Genomic DNA, 15,744 nt, shown 5'->3' with positions numbered 1-15,744 from the left:
TTAGGTGTTAGATGGTAGCTGAATTACAAATTCAGTTCCTTCGCCAAGTTGAGAATTCACCTCGATCGCTCCGCTATGTTTTTCTACAATAATTTGGCGGGCGATCGCTAATCCTAATCCTGTTCCTTTGCCGACAGCTTTCGTAGTAAATAAATGGTCAAATATTTTTTGTTTTACCTCTTCAGTCATCCCCTTAGCATTATCGGCAATTGTAATTTTAACTAGATTATTTTCTACAGTAGTTGTAATTGTAATGCAGTTGTGATTTGCTTTAATTTCGTCAAAGCTTCGTCCAATATTCGATTCCTCTAAAGCATCAATGGCATTTGCTAAAATATTCATAAATACTTGATTTAATTGTCCAGGAAAGCACTCAACTTGAGGTAAATTGCTGTACTCAGTTATCACTTCAATTGCTGGACGTTGCTCATTAGCTTTGAGACGATGTTTCAAAATTAAAATCGTGCTGTCGATGCCTTGGTGAATATTAAAAGGTACTTTATAATCTTTGTCGGCACGCGAGAAAGTCCGTAAACTGGTGCTGATACTTTTCAGGCGATCGCACGCCATACTCATAGAATCAATCATCTTGGGCAAGTCTTCTAAGCTATAATCCAAGTCGATTTCTTCGGCGTGGTTAAGAATTTTATCACTGGTATTGGGCAGGTTTTCTCGATAGAGTTTTAAATGTTCAACAATATCAGCAATAGTAGGTTTAGCTTGTTTGAGACTGGCAGCAATAAAACCAAGGGGATTATTCATTTCGTGAGCTACCCCAGCAACTAAATTGCCTAATGCTGACATTTTTTCACTTTGAACAATTTGTAATTGGGCATTTTGCAGATCGGTTAGTGCTTGTTCTAAGTCTTGTGATTTTTGTTGCAAGGCAAGTTCAGCTTTTTTGCGCTCGCTAATATCTCGCATCACCACTACTGCACCGATTTTGTGGCCCGATGAATCGAAGATCGCTTGTCCGCTGGCTAATAAAATTCTTTTAGAACCATGCTTTGGTGCAATTACCATTTCGGCATTTTCGACGATTTCTCCTTGTAAGGCGCGAAACAGAGGAATTTCCGTTTTTGATAGGGGTGTTTGACCATCAGGTTGATAGAGATCGAAGTGTCCTGTCCATTGTTCTGGTGGTAATGATTCTATTGGTAAGCCATGAAATTCACGAGTTGCTTTGTTAAATAGAGTCAATTTGCCATTAGCATCACAAACAACAATCCCATCTGTAATATTGTGAATGATCGCATTCAAAAACTCTCGTTCTTTAGCTAGAGATGCTTCGGCCTGTTTGCGTAAGCGAAGCTCCTCGTAGACATCGCTAATATCAATCACCACCCCATCCCATAGGATTGAGCCATCGGCTTGTCGCTCTGGCCGAGCCGCAGATTGAATCCATTTCACGGTTCCTGAAGGCAGGATAATGCGCCATTCTTGCTCAAAGGGTGTCAGATTTTGGGCAGAGTAAGCGATCGCTTGGGCAATGGCTGGTTGATCCTCAGGATGATTCATGGTGTAAAGGCTATGGGTTCCTGCCATCACCAACTCTGGCTCTAATCCATACAAATCCAAACAGCCAGAGCTAACGTAGGGTGTTGAAGCTGAACCGTCGACTGCCAGACGGAATTGGTACACCATACCGGGAATATTATTCGCCAAATTTTGGAAGCGAATTTCACTAGCCTGCAATTTTGCTAGAGATTGTGTTAACTGTTGAGTATAGTTCTGGGAATTTCGATAAAGTCGAGCATTTTCCAGAGAAATTGCAGCTTGGGCGCAAAGTAAGTTCAGCAGTTCGACGCGATCGCTGGTAAATGCTGCGGTTGCCAAATTGTTTTCCAGATACAATATGCCCAGCAACTTACCCTGATGCAAAATCGGGCTGCACAAGATGCTTTTGGGCTGCTGTTGCTGAATATACGGGTCATTGATTAATTGAGGATGCGCCGTGGCATCAATAATCACTATTGGTTGTAAGCTGCGTTTGACAGTATTAATTAAGCCAACTGGCACATCCTGAGAGTCTTCAACAGGCTCTGGGTTGAGCAACATTGGATAAAAATCGATGTTGGCAGTCTGGTTCCGTACACTACTCAGGGAAAGCTGTGCTAACGCCTGAATTAGCAAACTATCTGACTCCAAAAGCATGAAAACACACTTATCAGCTCCCGCATTTTCGATGACGATATGCAGCAGTGCTGAGAGCAGCTCTTCGAGTTCGATTTCCCCAGAAATAGTTTGAGAAGCTTTGAGAATGGCAGCTAAATCTAAAGCAAAAGAGGCGCTACTACTGCTGAAAGTGGCAGAACTGGTGGAGGTGATACTCCCCAATGTGAAGATAGTTTCGTTCGTGGACAGGGGAGAACGGGTTTGCTCTAAGATGGGGGCGAGGAGTTTGGGATAGCGTTGTTCCAAGTCCGCAATTTTGGCTTTAGCGCCCCAACGAGCATAGCCGTAGTAGGCTTCGGTCATGTATTCCTGGGCAATGCGCTGTTTACCCCAATCGAGGTAAAATTTAGCTGCCAGTTCATTGGCCAACGCTTCTTCCTGGATGTAATCGTTTTCTTTGGCTCCAATGATGGCGCGATCGTACAAATCTATTGCCTCGGCTTTGTTACCCAAAGCCCTTTGTCGCTCGGCTTCCACCAAATCAAATTTGTGTCGGAAATTCATTGGCGCATGAGTTGCCCAGTATTTGAGTTTTTCTTGGTTGGCAGCAATACATTCCTTCATTTGCTGCTGTTCTGGTTTTGAAACTTGCTCAATCCATGCTAATTGAGCTAAAGACTCATAGAAATGAAAAATGGGTACATATAAAAAAGCAAGGACAGCATCCAAATACTGTCTTGCCTGTCTAGCCTCTTCTGTGGCTTGTTGAAACTCTGAAAACAAATAGGACACAACTAGTTTGTTAATCCACAGCAATGCTAATCCGGTGCGATCGCCTGCTGCTTCATGTAATGGAAGTTGATCCTGTTCATTGTAGACTGCACCGCTCAACACCACGACGTTATCTGCATCGCCGATTAAATTGAGCAGAATTTGTCGAATTAACTGGGAATAAGTCAGAGTTAGATTTTGCTTGAGGTGCTTGAGCGCTTCACAATATCCAGCAACTTCCGGCTCCAGCCGCGTTAAATTGTGTCCGGCAAAATAGGAGTAAAAACCGTAGTTATACGCAGAGTAGCCCGCGAAAGCCAAATCGCCCACATCTAAACAACTACAATAGGCCATCTGCAAGGGGTGTAATGTCTCACGCAGGTGCATTCTCCAATGTCTTGTGTACAAATAGACTAGTAATAAAGTTTTCCCCTTAAATTCAGAATTTTGATAACGTGATAGCAGGTCGAGGGCTAACTGACCGAATTCATAACCTAATTCAACGTTTCCGAACACACCACACATTAATATCCCATAAGAGACATAGCTAAAGGTTGAGGTTGACTCATTGCCATATACAACGGACAGATAAACCTTTTTTAAAATCACCAGTAAATACAGCAGTGGCTGAAACAGATAAGCGCAGGGTGCTACCGATGTCAAAATTCGAGCCGCCGCCAGGATGTTTGCATCCTTTGGTTCGCTGAGGTTGAGTAACTCGGCAGTTAACCGCTCTCCAATCGCATCTGAGACGGTATTAAAGGCAGCTGCCACGTCGTCCTGGGTAGGCGCTATGGGCAGTTCCACTCCCAATTGCTTTAAGATGGCAAGTGCCGCTGCGATCGCATGGGCAAACTGACCTTGGGCAGTGAATACCTCAATTTTCACCTCATAAACGCTGATTTGATCTAATGGGGTTTTGGCATGGTTGAGGACAAGATAGGCATTAGCTTCCATCTGCTCTAAATCACCGCTTAGATAGGCGGCTTCTGTGGCGACTTGATGGAGTGCTAAGGTCAACTCATACTGATGTTGCCAACTATTTTGGGCGAGTAACCCAATGCCTATCTGGGCATATTTGCAGGCAGCATTATAGGCAGTTGCCGCTTTTGCCTTGCGGCTTGCCATCAGGTTAAATTGTGCCAGTTCTTGACGTTCTGCGGATTGGGCAATCAATTCAGCCGCAACATTTAGTTGACTGACGATTTCAAAAATGCGTTCTTCCCAGTTGCTTTTGGGGGTGTTACTCAAGAGTAACTGTCCAATTTTCAGGTGAACGGGTTGTTTTTCATCGGCGGGAATTAGGGAGTATGCCGCTTGTTGCACCCGGTCATGTAAAAACTTATATGCAACAATCTCCGAATTATTTTGAGTAACTGGTTGATGTTCTTGCCTAACAAAAAACTTATAAACTTCATTTTGGGGTAGAATCAAACCTTCCTGCAAGGCTTTCCATAAACTTGCAGCAGCTTCGATTTGGGATTGTTCAGAAACGATCGCCAATGTTCCTAAATCAAACTGATTGCCAATACAGGCTGCCAGTTTCAAAATATCTTGAGTATTGGGTGGTAATTTCTGAAGCTGTTGTGTCATAAATTCCACCACATCATCAGTGAGAGCGATCGCTCTCACTTGCACCACATCACACTGCCAAAAACCTGCTTCCCAATCAAAGGTAATCAGCCCATCCTCATGTAATGCTTTCAGAAACTGAGTCGTGAAAAAGGGATTGCCTTTAGCTTTTTGATAAACCAACTCCGTTAACGGCAATGCTTGTTCAGTTGCACAACTGAGAGAGTCGGCGATTAAATGGTTCACATCTGCTTGACTCAAGGGAACTAGGGCCAGAGTATTTACAGGGGAAGATACCTTTTCAATTTCATCTAGCGTTAACATCAGTGGATGACCTGCAAACACCTCGTTATCGCGGTATGCACCAATAATGAATAGATAGCCACAATCACTCTGGGTCATCAACAGCTTCAGCAAATTGAGTGATGCCGAATCTGCCCACTGCAAGTCATCAAGAAAGATTACCAACGGATGCTCTCTTGTTGCGAATACCTGAATAAATTTTTGGAACAGCAGATTGAAACGGTTCTGTGCCGCACCGCCCGATAATTCAGCGATAGCAGGCTGTTTGCTGATCATCTGCTCTAGTTCAGGAATTACCTCGATCAGAACTTGCCCGTTCTTTCCAACTGCCGCTAAAATCTTGCTCTGCCATTGCTCTAATTGGGTATCGCTTTCACTAAGCAACTGTCTCATTAGATCACGAAAGGCTTGTACAAAGGCAGACAGAGGAATGTTGCGGTTGAACTGGTCATACTTGCCTTTGATGAAGTAGCCGTTCCACCGCACGATCGGCTTATGTACTTCATTGACGACTGCGGTTTTGCCAATGCCAGAGAAACCTGCCACCAGCATCAGTTGGGAGCTACCATTGGCAACATAACCAAATGCCTCCAGTAACGTTTGCACTTCTGATTCCCGTCCGTAGAGTTTTTCGGGTATGAGAAAGCGATCGCTAATATCGCACTGTCCCAAATCAAACCAGGTATGCTTGCCTGTTTCTTGCCACTGTTCTAGGCAGGTCACTAGGTCATGTTTAAGTCCTAGCGCACTTTGATAACGATCTTCGGCGTTCTTCGCCATCAATTTGCGGACCATCTCGCCCAGCATCAAGGGCAAATGGGGGTTGAAATCGCACAGGAAGGGTGGAAGTTTAGCAATGTGGCAATGCACCAACTCCATCGGGTTATGAGACTCAAAGGGCAGTTGTCCACTAAGTAGTTCAAAGAAAGTTACACCTAATGAATAGAAGTCACTGCGGTAGTCAATGCCCCTGTTCATCCGTCCGGTTTGCTCTGGCGACAAATACGCCAGTGTTCCCTCCAGTCCGTTGGGACTTTGGATTTCCTGGGTTTCTCGTGGTAAGAGCGAGGCAATACTGAAGTCAATCAGCTTGATTTGTTTAGTATCTGTATGGATGAGGATATTCGCTGGCTTGATGTCTTTGTGAATGACGCGCTGTTGATGTAAATGGTGTAGTGCGTCTATCAGTTGCAAGGCAATGGGAAGAAATTGCTCTAAGGTCAGTGGTTTTCCTTGAGTAAATTGCCGCAAGGAAATGCCACCAAAGTCTTCCATGACTAAGGCATAGCCATTTTGATAGGCTTCCAGACTGTAGGGTTTGATAATGCCGGGAATATCTAAATTTTTGGCGATCGCATATTGGTTGCGAAACTGTACTAATTCGCTAAAACTGGGGTATTCTCGTTTTAAGAGCTTGATGACAACTGGTTGGCGATCGCATTCTCGTACTGCCCGATACACTTGGGTGCGAGAACCAGAATAAAGTTGCTCTATAATTTCGTAGCCAGCGATCCTTACAGTTCCATCAATTTTTGCGCTCATAACTTTTTACTAGAATTCCTTGTCTAACGCTAGAATTCCCCAGACAATATCTTCCTTAACTTATATTTTGCACCAGTATCAAAAACCACCAATGTTAAATTAGGGGCTGTATCCGCAGCAAAGTTAGTAAATCCAGAGATGCAATGTGTTGATAACCCTGATCTATGACACGCTTGCCTCTAAGAAAACCTGTATTAGCTCCCGGACAAATGTATCTGAGAGTTTCTGGTGTAAAACGTTCTAATAATAACCGAAGACTGTTAATTTGTCGGGGCCAGTGAAAGGTTTTGGCTGTCCGTAATGGTACTGCTTTACCCTGCTGATTAGGAACTAAGTGGCGACCAGAAAACAATATACCTCCAAGTTCACTGTAGTATAGGCAAGATGAGCCGGGAGAATGACCTGGTGTCCAAATCACTTGTGTTGATGCATCAAGTGTAAAATCTTGACTAAAGGTAGTTAAGGTTAAGCCTGGTAATAAATAAGCTTCTTGCTCTTGAATCAAGATTTCGCAGCCAAACACTTGCTGAATTTCAGCAGTTTTGCCAATAGCGCCTCGATGGGTGAGAAACAACCAACGCACGCCTCCATGCGTTCCTAAAAAATCTTGATTTGTTTGGTCTAAAGCCGGGCAGTCTATGAGGATATTGCCTTCATTTCTTACAATAAGATAAGAGGTTCCTCCTAATGTGTCCCGATTGGGTGGAAAAGCAAAAATGCTCTCTTGTGCGAAGTCCGATTGCATAGAACCTCCGCTAGGAACTTCGTTAGGGAAGACAGCCCGTGGTGGCTTAGTTGTATGACTTGGCTGTTGAGGTAAAGGGCACATGATCAAAGAACTGAAACTGAGGAGTTGTGGACAATCTGGTTGCAGTGTGGAAATTCTAAAGAATTGAAACTTGAGCGTTAACCAGCACTGTTAACCGTTGTGAAAAAAATTAGGATTTGAGGTCTGCCTTGTAGTTAATGCTATGGTGCTGAGGCTACTGGTGGGGCGTTTTGTCAAAATTACTGAAGATAACATGGCATTTTGGTTTCTGTTTATCATCCTACTGGGGCTAGCTACTTATTTAATGGTGCAGCATAGCGTCGCTCAGATCACCCGGACACCAGTATGGTTGTTGTGGCTGGTTTTAATGACACCAGCATTTCTGTTGAGTGGATGGACGCTGATGTATGGAGCAAAACAACCTCCGCCGCCAGCGCTGATTATTTGGTCATTATTTGCCTCCACACTGTTGTACTGGATGTTATTTCAATGGGGACGGCGAGTGCCAAGAGATACACAGACCGAAACCCAAGCCCAAGGCTCAGAATCACAGCCGACTATCCAGCCTCCCGCAGAACCAATAGTGCGTCCCATTGAGCCTACGGAAGAAACTCAACTGCGAAATTGTTTTCCTTGGTCTGTATACTACGTTCAAAATATTGAGTATCGACCACAAGCTGTGATTTGCCGTGGTCAGTTGCGAACTCAAGCCAGCAACGCTTATCAGCAGATTAAGACTAATATTGAAGCACAATTTGGCGATCGCTTCCTGCTGATCTTTCAAGAAGGTTTAAATGAGAAACCTTTCTTTGTGCTGGTTCCCAACGTTCAAGCTGCTAAAGAGAGAAATACACCACGACGCGACCAAGAACGGTTAACTCGACCAGGATTAGCACTTCTACTACTAGTAACTACTTTGCTAACTACTACCTTAGTGGGGATAGAAATTGCTGGTGTTGCTCTTCCGCCTCTATGGGAAATTGGCTCTTTGCTGAAAGTTATATCTAACCCAGATGTCCTATTCAAGGGATTACCCTATGCCTTAGGATTGATGACTATTTTAGGCATTCACGAACTTGGGCATTATTTGACAGCTAAATTTTACAAGATTCGCTCAACGTTGCCTTACTTTATTCCTATCCCTTTCTTCTTGGGAACTTTTGGTGCATTTATTCAAATGCGTAGTCCTATTCCCAACCGCAAAGCTTTATTTGACATTAGTATTGCTGGTCCAATTGCTGGCTTTGTCGTGACTTTGCCATTACTAATATGGGGTTTAGCTCATTCTGACGTGGTTTCCATCACTGAAAAAACCCGGCTTTTAAATCCTGATGCCCTTAATCCCAAGTATTCCATTTTACTAGCGCTACTCTCGAAGTTAGCCTTGGGTAGTCAGTTGACAGCACAATCAGCCCTTGATTTGCATCCAGTTGCAGTAGCTGGTTTTTTAGGACTAATTGTTACAGCCTTAAATTTAATGCCTGTGGGACAACTAGATGGCGGTCACATTGTCCATGCGATGTTTGGACAACGAACTGCGATTGTAATTGGTCAAATTGCTCGCGTCCTCTTGCTATTACTTTCTTTAGTACGAGAAGAATTTTTGGTGTGGGCGATTATCTTATTATTTATGCCCTTGATTGATGAACCTGCACTGAATGATGTCACTGAATTGGATAACAAACGTGACATTTGGGGATTACTGGCAATGGCTTTGTTGATTGTAATTATTTTGCCATTACCGCAGGCGATCGCTAACTTTTTGCAAATTTAAAAAGTATCAACGCAAAGAGAAATATCTCTCAATTTTTCTCAACTATGTAATTAACCATAGCTTGGTAGTTTGTTATTTGAACTTATACAAGGGTGCGTTATGGACATTAGTCCTAACGCACTTAAAATCTAGTATGGTGTACAAGAGAGCGGCATGATACAACGCCACTTAGCTACCCTGCGGGAAAGCCGCGCAAGGCAGTGGCTCCTTTACATAAAACTAACTCGATACTGAATTAGCTGCCTCAGAAGCCTTCACAGCTGGGGGAAAGCCACCCATGCGAATCTCAGAAGTGAAGGAAGTGATACTAAATCCACCAAAATTCTTGAGGACATTTACCCGCATTCGCAAATTGGGGCTAGCAAACCACAGGCGCTCCTCTAACCACATGGTTTCATCCTCTATAGTTAGAATTAAGGCACCATCACTGTCAAATTTATAGTGTCCGGCAACTGGGGTTTTATCGGCATCAACTATTTCCCGCAGTAACTTACCTTCATCTGGATTATCTGCATCAGTTACCGAAACCAACACAGTTGAACCACTGTGTTTTACTTGATCCTTTTCCATTGTGCCGTTCCAGCTAATTTTGGCAGCACAAGAGGCGGAACTAGGATTAACTTTGTACTGTTGACATAGTTTGATCACTTCTGGATCATCTATTGCCAGAGTCTCAATAATGATGTCTGACTTGCTATGTTCAGATTGGTTAAAAGCCAAATGTTGACTAGTACGATGAGAAAACCATTTACCAGCACTTAACTCAAAAAACTCTTCAATATTCATGAATAAAATTACCCTGCATCAAAATGCTAAAATTCCCACTTAATTATTATTAAAAGGTAGCAGGAAACTTTAATCTTAAGCTTGATTGCCTATTTCCTCAAGCTTCTTGAGACCAATCCTGGCTGCCTCAGCAACGTTGAAATGATTGTCTTTTTCCAGGTATTTTAAAGCTGAGACACTCTTGGGAGTAGGAAGATTACCCAAAGCTTCTGCTAAACGCTGCCTTACTAACCAATCATCTGATTGGGCGAAGCGCAGAATCTGATCTACAGACTCAATGTCTTGAATTTCTCCCAGTGCAGAGATTGCAGCTTGTTGCAACACTACTTCTTTGCTATCCAATGCCTGAAGTAGAATTTGACGGGCACGGGGGTCTTTAATGTTACCTAGAGAAACGGCTGCACTAAAGCGTACTAGCCAATCAGTATCTTCATAAAATGCCCGTGAAAGCACTTCAAAGGCTCTGGCATCACCCAAATATCCTAAGGCACCAGCGGCATCAGCGCGTATCCCATAATCTGGGTCATTTTCGAGGATTCTGACCAAAATTGAATAACATTCAGCCGTCGGCTTGATTCCAAGAGCAAATATTGCCATTGATCGCAGTTGCAAAGATTCGTCATCCAGTACCTTTTTAATCAAAGGGACTGCATCCTCAGGGGCTACATGACGCAGATTGGCAAGGGCTACCATGCGATCGCGTAAATTCGGACTTTCTAACTGAGTAGAAATTTCTTGTAAGCTTAGAGCTGCCATTTAGTTCAAAGCGTTTTCTTTACTTATCTTAATTTACCCGATCCGTTCATCAGGCCGTCGCCATAGTGAAGTAGGAGTTTGGCGACTTTACAAAATGACTCAATTATGAGTGAAAAATAAACAAATGTTACTTCTTGCTAGATTGTGTATTGAATTTAGCAGTCAGATTTAACACTTAGCTGTGCCTGAGGTATGAAGAGAAGACTTGGTAGCAGACATAGGTTAGGGGTGTGGCTGTTAAATATAGCGTCAAATATGAAGGAGAATCACAATGGTTCAACTTAGCGAACGTCCCGGTACCAAAAAAATCACAAACTTGCAGGATAAGTTCATCTATGAACTTGGTGGTATGTACGATGCTGAACATCGCTTCTTGGAAGCACAGCAATTAATGTGGCAGTGTAGCCAACATAGCCAATTGAAGTCCTTGCTCGAAACCCATATTCGGGAAACCGAGCAGCAAATTAGGAATCTAGAGCAAGTATTCAGCGCCTTGGGACAACAACCACAGCGCGTCACTTGTGATGCGGCGGCTGGTTTGATTAGTGATACTCAAAAATTAACACTACTGTCTGCTGATAATCCCCAAATTGTGGATTTAGGGCTAGCAGGAGGACAGGCCAAGGTCGAACAACTGGAAATTGCCGCCTATCGTGGTTTGATTAAAGGTGCCGAGCAGATGGGGCAAAACGAAGTAGTGCAATTGCTACAGCAAAACTTGCAGCAGGAAGAACAGACATCTCAAAAAATTGAGCAGCATCTGCCACAGTTACTTCAAGAGGCAAAGTCAGCTAAAGGTGCAAGCGGTAATAGGTCTCGTTAATCTTGTGTAAACCACTGTTTTAGTTCACTAAAACAGAAGCGAGGTCACAAGTGCCTCGCTTGTTTTTTGGTTTGTACAATCCCTTTCCTGCGGAACGCTAACGTACTTTCAAAAAAATTTTAAGAATTTATTTGGCAATATCCTGATTTTTACTGAACCCGACTATTTGTAGAAGTATGGTTCAAACTATATATTTAGACTAGGTTTTAAAACGGAGAGGGGGGGATTCGAACCCCCGTTAAGTTTCCCTAAACAGACTTTCCAGGTCTGCGCCTTAAACCACTCGGCCACCTCTCCAGGCGCCACAAGTTACGATCATACTATAGAATCCCAGAAAATGCAAAGATAAAGAAAGATATTTAGATTGAATCTGAAAGTCCCAAACCCAAAACGCAAATCCAGATGTCCCGTACATACACAATTAGAGTTCGCGATCGCGCCACTGGCAAAACACACACCCTCCAAGTCCCAGAAGACCGCTACATCCTTCACGCTGGCGAAAAACAAGGGGTAGACCTACCGTTTTCCTGCCGCAACGGGGCTTGCACCACTTGTGCAGTGAGAGTTTTATCGGGAGAAATTTACCAACCAGAGGCGATCGGATTGTCGCCAGATTTACGTCGGCAAGGTTATGCCTTGTTGTGTGTGAGTTACCCCCGTTCTGACTTGGAGGTGGAGACGCAAGACGAAGATGAAGTCTACGAACTCCAGTTTGGCCGCTATTTTGCTAGGGGAAGAGTCAAAGCTGGTTTACCGTTAGATGAGGAATAAACAATTCAAAATCACCGATCGCGCAGCGGCGACCATAGGAGAAGTTCTGATGCTTGTGCGTCTTGGTGACTGGGTGCGAAAAATAGCCATTTTAGCTTGCTTATTGCTCTTGGTGAGTTGCCAAGGTAAAAACCAGCTGCCAAACAATGAGGCTCAAGTGAAAGTAGCGCGGGTAGTTAGTGGGCAAAGTTTGGAAGTGTTAGGCATGGCTGAACAACCAAATTTGATTTCTCAAGTGCGGTTAGTTGGGATTGATGCACCAGATTTGCGACAGCGGCCTTGGGGGGAAGCAGCAAAAGAACAGTTAGAGAATCTAATTGGTGGTGCAGAACAATCGGTAACGCTGGAGTTTGATTTAGAAGCAAAAGACAAAATTGGGCGAACTCTAGCTTATGTGTGGAAAAATAAGGTGTTGTTGAATGAAGAATTAGTGAAACAAGGGAATGCCATGTTTGTTGGGCGATCGCCTAACCACAAGTATGACCAGCGTTTAGAACGTGCCCAACAATGGGCTAGACTCATGGGCCAAGGAATCTGGAACCCAGAAAAATCCATGCGCCTGACTCCCGCCGAGTTTCGCCGCCAAAATCTTTGAGGAGTCGGGAGACAAAGGGGACAAGGGAGAATTATTGAACAAGTTTCTTCCTTGTCTCTTTCCAATGACTAATGACTAATGATTAATGACTAATGACTAATCTACAAATTTTTCTAGATATTGCTACAGAAGCGGCCTTAGCTGCTGGTGCCATTTTGCAAGGTTACTTAGGTAAATTAGAAGACGCAATTATTGAAAAAGGTCGCCCCGGTGATTTAGTCACCGCTGCTGATAAAGCTTCAGAAGAGTTGATTTTAGAAATTTTGCGCCGCCACTTTCCCCAGCATTCTATCCTCGCTGAAGAATCAGGAAAATTAGGTAATCAAGAGAATGAATACCTTTGGGCAATAGATCCTCTAGATGGTACAACCAACTACGCTCATCAATACCCATTTTTTGCCGTTTCTATCGGGCTGTTAATGAATGGTGTTCCGCAACTTGGTGTAATTTATGATCCATTTCACAATGAGCTATTCTGTGCTGCTGCTGGCTTGGGAGCAACGCGTAACCGGCACCCTATCAAGGTTTCGGTAACATCTGAACTAAGTAAAAGTCTATTAGTGACAGGATTCGCCTACGATCGCCGCGAAACCTCTGATAACAACTACGCAGAATTTAGTCACCTCACCCATCTTACCCAAGGAGTTAGACGTAGCGGTTCTGCATCGCTAGATTTAGCATATGTTGCCTGTGGACGTGTCGATGGTTACTGGGAACGAGGGCTTTCTCCTTGGGATATTGCTGCCGGGATAATTCTCTTACAAGAAGCTGGGGGCAAAGTCACCGCCTACGATGGCACTCCCGTCAAAATTGAGTCAGGTAGAATTCTCGCAACAAATGGTTATATTCACGACTCCCTCAGTAGCGAATTGTTACAAGTTCCACCGTTATCAGCATGGGTGTAGCAGATGGGGGCTTTACCCTCGACTTTGGGTAAACTAAAAAAAATCTAACTGCTCCTTTGGTGCAAATCCTCTATATGTCTTTCAAAATAGATCGTGGACTATTTAAATATGATTTCATAGATCATCACGCAATTTTGTGCGTTCCAGTGGATGCGGATGTCAAAGAAATTCGCAAACGTTATCTCAAAATCGCCCGCCGTCTACACCCGGATAGTAGTTTTACTGAAAGTGCTGAACAAAAACAGCTAGGGAACGAATTGTTATCAAAGCTGGTTAACCCAGCTTACGAAAAACTATGTGGCGATCGCACTCGCACGGAATATATTTTAATTTTGTCGCAAATTGGCAAGCGCTTGGTACAAGAATCTACTTCGGTGACTCTCAGCACCGACTTGGCTAGACAGTTAGTTGAGGCACCTAATCTTGATCATTTCTATAAAAGTGCGATCGCTAAAATTGGCGAAACTCAATATGATCCTTTAGAGCAAGCGCTGCAAGTCATTGCCCAAGTTAGTGAATTGAATTTAGTATATTTAATGCGGAGTGCGGGCAAATCATCTACACCGCTGCCATCTGCTCAACCCAAAGTTAACTCAAGCACACCTCAGCAAAATATACCAAAAAGTACACCACCACCACCAGCGCCACCAAAAGAAGACTCGGTTGTAGAACAGTATGTTCGTCGTGCTCAATCTTTGATTGATAAAAACCAATTTGCCCAAGCCAAAGTAGAGTTGCAGGATGCCCTGAAGCTAGAACCTAAAAATAGTCACTGCCATAGCTTAATTGCAATGGTGTATTTGAAGCAAAATCAGCTAAAAATGGCAAAAATCCACTTCGATAATGCTCTCAAATTAGACCCCAATGACGAAACGGCTCTGCAATGGAAACCAAAAATAGATAAAGCTCTAGGACAACAACCTAGTGATCATAAGGTGACTTCATCCGCCAATAATGGAGATAAGCAACCAGATAAATCTGGTAGTGGTGGTTTGTTCGGTGGTTTGTTTGGTGGGAAGAAAAAATAATGGTGTATCAACCAGCAGCAGGAGCCAGGGATTTATTGCCCTTGGATGTGGAGAAAAAACGCTGGATTGAAGATCGGTTACAGCAGGTGTTTGATCGTTGGGGATATCACAGGATTATCACCTCGACTTTAGAACGCATGGATACTCTGATGGCGGGGGAAGCAATCCAGCGCCAGATGGTGATTCAACTACAAAATGGCGAAGATGATGAATTAGGGCTACGTCCAGAATTAACAGCATCTATTGCTCGTACTGTTGTCACGCGAATGGCAAATGCAACTTATCCGCAACGGTTGTACTACAACGCTAATGTGTTTCGCCGCACTTGGGAAAGTAGACACAATCGCCAGCAAGAGTTTTATCAAGCTGGGGTGGAGTTGTTAGGTGCTGGCGGATTGCTGGCGAATGCGGAAGTATTGCTGTTAGTAGCTGATTGTTTGGCAGCACTGGGGTTGCGGGGATGGCATTTAATTTTAGGTGAAGCGGGAATTACCCGATCGCTCCTGAGTGCCTTTCCTGTTAATTTACAGGATCAAGTTCGTAGTGCGATCGCTCATCTTGACCGCATTACTATAGATACTTTACCCCTGAGTGACAAACTACGCGATCGCGCCCGAATCATCATGGATTTGCGCGGCCCTGGTGCAGACGTGTTACAAAAAGTCAGTAGTTTGGATCTAGATGAAGAACAGCGAGAGGCAGTAAATAACCTCAAATCCCTAGTAGAATTACTGGAATCAGAGAAAAATTTTCCGTTAATCCTAGACCTCAGCCTCATCCAGACCATAGATTACTACACTGGCATCGTCTTTGAAGTTGTCAACGATACCGAATCTCAAGCCAGAGTTTTAGGGCGGGGTGGTCGCTATGACCAGCTTTTGGGGTTATATCATCCCCAAGGAGAAAACATCCCCGGAATTGGTTTTGGACTCAATATCGAAGATTTATACCAAGTTTTGCTGTGTACCCAGCAATTACCGCAAGTAACCCCAGCTAGTAATTGGTTGGTAGTACCAGAGACAGCTAATGCTAACGCCGCCGCCTTTGCCTATGCGCAAAAACTCAGAGATTCCACTCATTTGGTAAGGGTAGAAATTGATTTGGGGGGAAGGGATGCAGACGCTATTCGCCAATATGCACGCGATCGCGGCATTGCCCAAATTGCTTGGATCAAAGCTGATGGCTCCCCAAAAATTGAACCATTGCGTTAATGGGTATTGGGCATGGGGCATTG

Annotated in this window: 11 protein-coding genes and 1 tRNA gene; 7 read left to right on the top strand and 5 right to left on the bottom strand. The window is 43.8% G+C overall.

Annotated elements, in window-relative coordinates:
* Entirely contained in the window at window positions 1-6,303 is a 6,303-nt protein-coding gene (locus tag ACEYW6_RS00415) for an AAA family ATPase (protein WP_412978203.1), read from the bottom strand.
* Between the two features lie 94 nt (window positions 6,304-6,397).
* Complete coding sequence (locus tag ACEYW6_RS00410; protein ID WP_412978202.1) at window positions 6,398-7,132, bottom strand: MBL fold metallo-hydrolase; 735 nt, start codon at window positions 7,130-7,132, stop codon at window positions 6,398-6,400.
* Window positions 7,133-7,325: 193 nt separating this feature from the next.
* Here ACEYW6_RS00410 and ACEYW6_RS00405 point away from each other — a divergent pair, with 193 nt between their 5' ends.
* Entirely contained in the window at window positions 7,326-8,846 is a 1,521-nt protein-coding gene (locus tag ACEYW6_RS00405) for a site-2 protease family protein (RefSeq protein WP_412978432.1), read from the top strand.
* A 219-nt stretch (window positions 8,847-9,065) separates the two neighbouring features.
* On the opposite strand, the gene ACEYW6_RS00400 is transcribed toward ACEYW6_RS00405, so the two are convergent.
* A complete protein-coding gene (locus ACEYW6_RS00400; protein WP_412978201.1) occupies window positions 9,066-9,632 on the bottom strand; it encodes a phycobiliprotein lyase in 567 nt (188 codons plus the stop codon).
* 75 nt (window positions 9,633-9,707) lie between these two features.
* Window positions 9,708-10,388: a HEAT repeat domain-containing protein gene (locus ACEYW6_RS00395; RefSeq protein ID WP_190896698.1), complete on the bottom strand. Its 681-nt coding sequence runs from the start codon at window positions 10,386-10,388 to the stop codon at window positions 9,708-9,710.
* Window positions 10,389-10,659: 271 nt separating this feature from the next.
* Between ACEYW6_RS00395 and ACEYW6_RS00390 the strand changes: the two genes are divergently transcribed.
* The gene (locus tag ACEYW6_RS00390; RefSeq protein WP_412978200.1) at window positions 10,660-11,211 is read left to right on the top strand and encodes a ferritin-like domain-containing protein; all 552 of its coding nucleotides are present in this window, start codon (window positions 10,660-10,662) and stop codon (window positions 11,209-11,211) included.
* 212 nt (window positions 11,212-11,423) lie between these two features.
* Here the strand turns inward: ACEYW6_RS00390 and ACEYW6_RS00385 are convergent.
* A tRNA-Ser gene (locus ACEYW6_RS00385) sits at window positions 11,424-11,508 on the bottom strand.
* A gap of 105 nt (window positions 11,509-11,613) precedes the next feature.
* Between ACEYW6_RS00385 and ACEYW6_RS00380 the strand changes: the two genes are divergently transcribed.
* The 5 genes from ACEYW6_RS00380 (at window position 11,614) to ACEYW6_RS00360 (ending at window position 15,721) form a co-directional block, all read left to right on the top strand.
* Window positions 11,614-11,982 (top strand): 2Fe-2S iron-sulfur cluster-binding protein, encoded by a 369-nt coding sequence (locus ACEYW6_RS00380; RefSeq protein WP_190896695.1) that lies wholly within the window; start codon window positions 11,614-11,616, stop codon window positions 11,980-11,982.
* Between the two features lie 49 nt (window positions 11,983-12,031).
* Window positions 12,032-12,577: a thermonuclease family protein gene (locus ACEYW6_RS00375; protein WP_190896748.1), complete on the top strand. Its 546-nt coding sequence runs from the start codon at window positions 12,032-12,034 to the stop codon at window positions 12,575-12,577.
* A 92-nt stretch (window positions 12,578-12,669) separates the two neighbouring features.
* Complete coding sequence (locus ACEYW6_RS00370; RefSeq protein ID WP_190896693.1) at window positions 12,670-13,482, top strand: inositol monophosphatase family protein; 813 nt, start codon at window positions 12,670-12,672, stop codon at window positions 13,480-13,482.
* Between the two features lie 74 nt (window positions 13,483-13,556).
* On the top strand, window positions 13,557-14,510 hold the full coding sequence (locus tag ACEYW6_RS00365) for a J domain-containing protein (RefSeq protein ID WP_412978199.1): 954 nt from the start codon (window positions 13,557-13,559) through the stop codon (window positions 14,508-14,510).
* The gene (locus tag ACEYW6_RS00360; RefSeq protein ID WP_412978198.1) at window positions 14,510-15,721 is read left to right on the top strand and encodes an ATP phosphoribosyltransferase regulatory subunit; all 1,212 of its coding nucleotides are present in this window, start codon (window positions 14,510-14,512) and stop codon (window positions 15,719-15,721) included. The genes ACEYW6_RS00365 and ACEYW6_RS00360 overlap by 1 nt, the downstream gene beginning before the upstream one ends.
* The last annotated feature ends 23 nt before the right edge of the window (window positions 15,722-15,744 follow it).

The sequence above is a fragment of the Nostoc sp. UIC 10607 genome (assembly GCF_047228265.1).
Classification (GTDB): Bacteria; Cyanobacteriota; Cyanobacteriia; order Cyanobacteriales; family Nostocaceae; genus Nostoc; species Nostoc foliaceum_A.
This window is presented reverse-complemented; position numbering and strand designations above follow the sequence as displayed.

Coding starts and splice junctions, on each gene's coding strand:
- ACEYW6_RS00415 (WP_412978203.1), bottom strand. CDS start 6,303: ATGAGCGCAAAAATTGATGGAACTGTAAGGATCGCTGGCTACGAAATT.
- ACEYW6_RS00410 (WP_412978202.1), bottom strand. CDS start 7,132: ATGTGCCCTTTACCTCAACAGCCAAGTCATACAACTAAGCCACCACGG.
- ACEYW6_RS00405 (WP_412978432.1), top strand. CDS start 7,326: ATGGCATTTTGGTTTCTGTTTATCATCCTACTGGGGCTAGCTACTTAT.
- ACEYW6_RS00400 (WP_412978201.1), bottom strand. CDS start 9,632: ATGAATATTGAAGAGTTTTTTGAGTTAAGTGCTGGTAAATGGTTTTCT.
- ACEYW6_RS00395 (WP_190896698.1), bottom strand. CDS start 10,388: ATGGCAGCTCTAAGCTTACAAGAAATTTCTACTCAGTTAGAAAGTCCG.
- ACEYW6_RS00390 (WP_412978200.1), top strand. CDS start 10,660: ATGGTTCAACTTAGCGAACGTCCCGGTACCAAAAAAATCACAAACTTG.
- ACEYW6_RS00380 (WP_190896695.1), top strand. CDS start 11,614: ATGTCCCGTACATACACAATTAGAGTTCGCGATCGCGCCACTGGCAAA.
- ACEYW6_RS00375 (WP_190896748.1), top strand. CDS start 12,032: ATGCTTGTGCGTCTTGGTGACTGGGTGCGAAAAATAGCCATTTTAGCT.
- ACEYW6_RS00370 (WP_190896693.1), top strand. CDS start 12,670: ATGACTAATCTACAAATTTTTCTAGATATTGCTACAGAAGCGGCCTTA.
- ACEYW6_RS00365 (WP_412978199.1), top strand. CDS start 13,557: ATGTCTTTCAAAATAGATCGTGGACTATTTAAATATGATTTCATAGAT.
- ACEYW6_RS00360 (WP_412978198.1), top strand. CDS start 14,510: ATGGTGTATCAACCAGCAGCAGGAGCCAGGGATTTATTGCCCTTGGAT.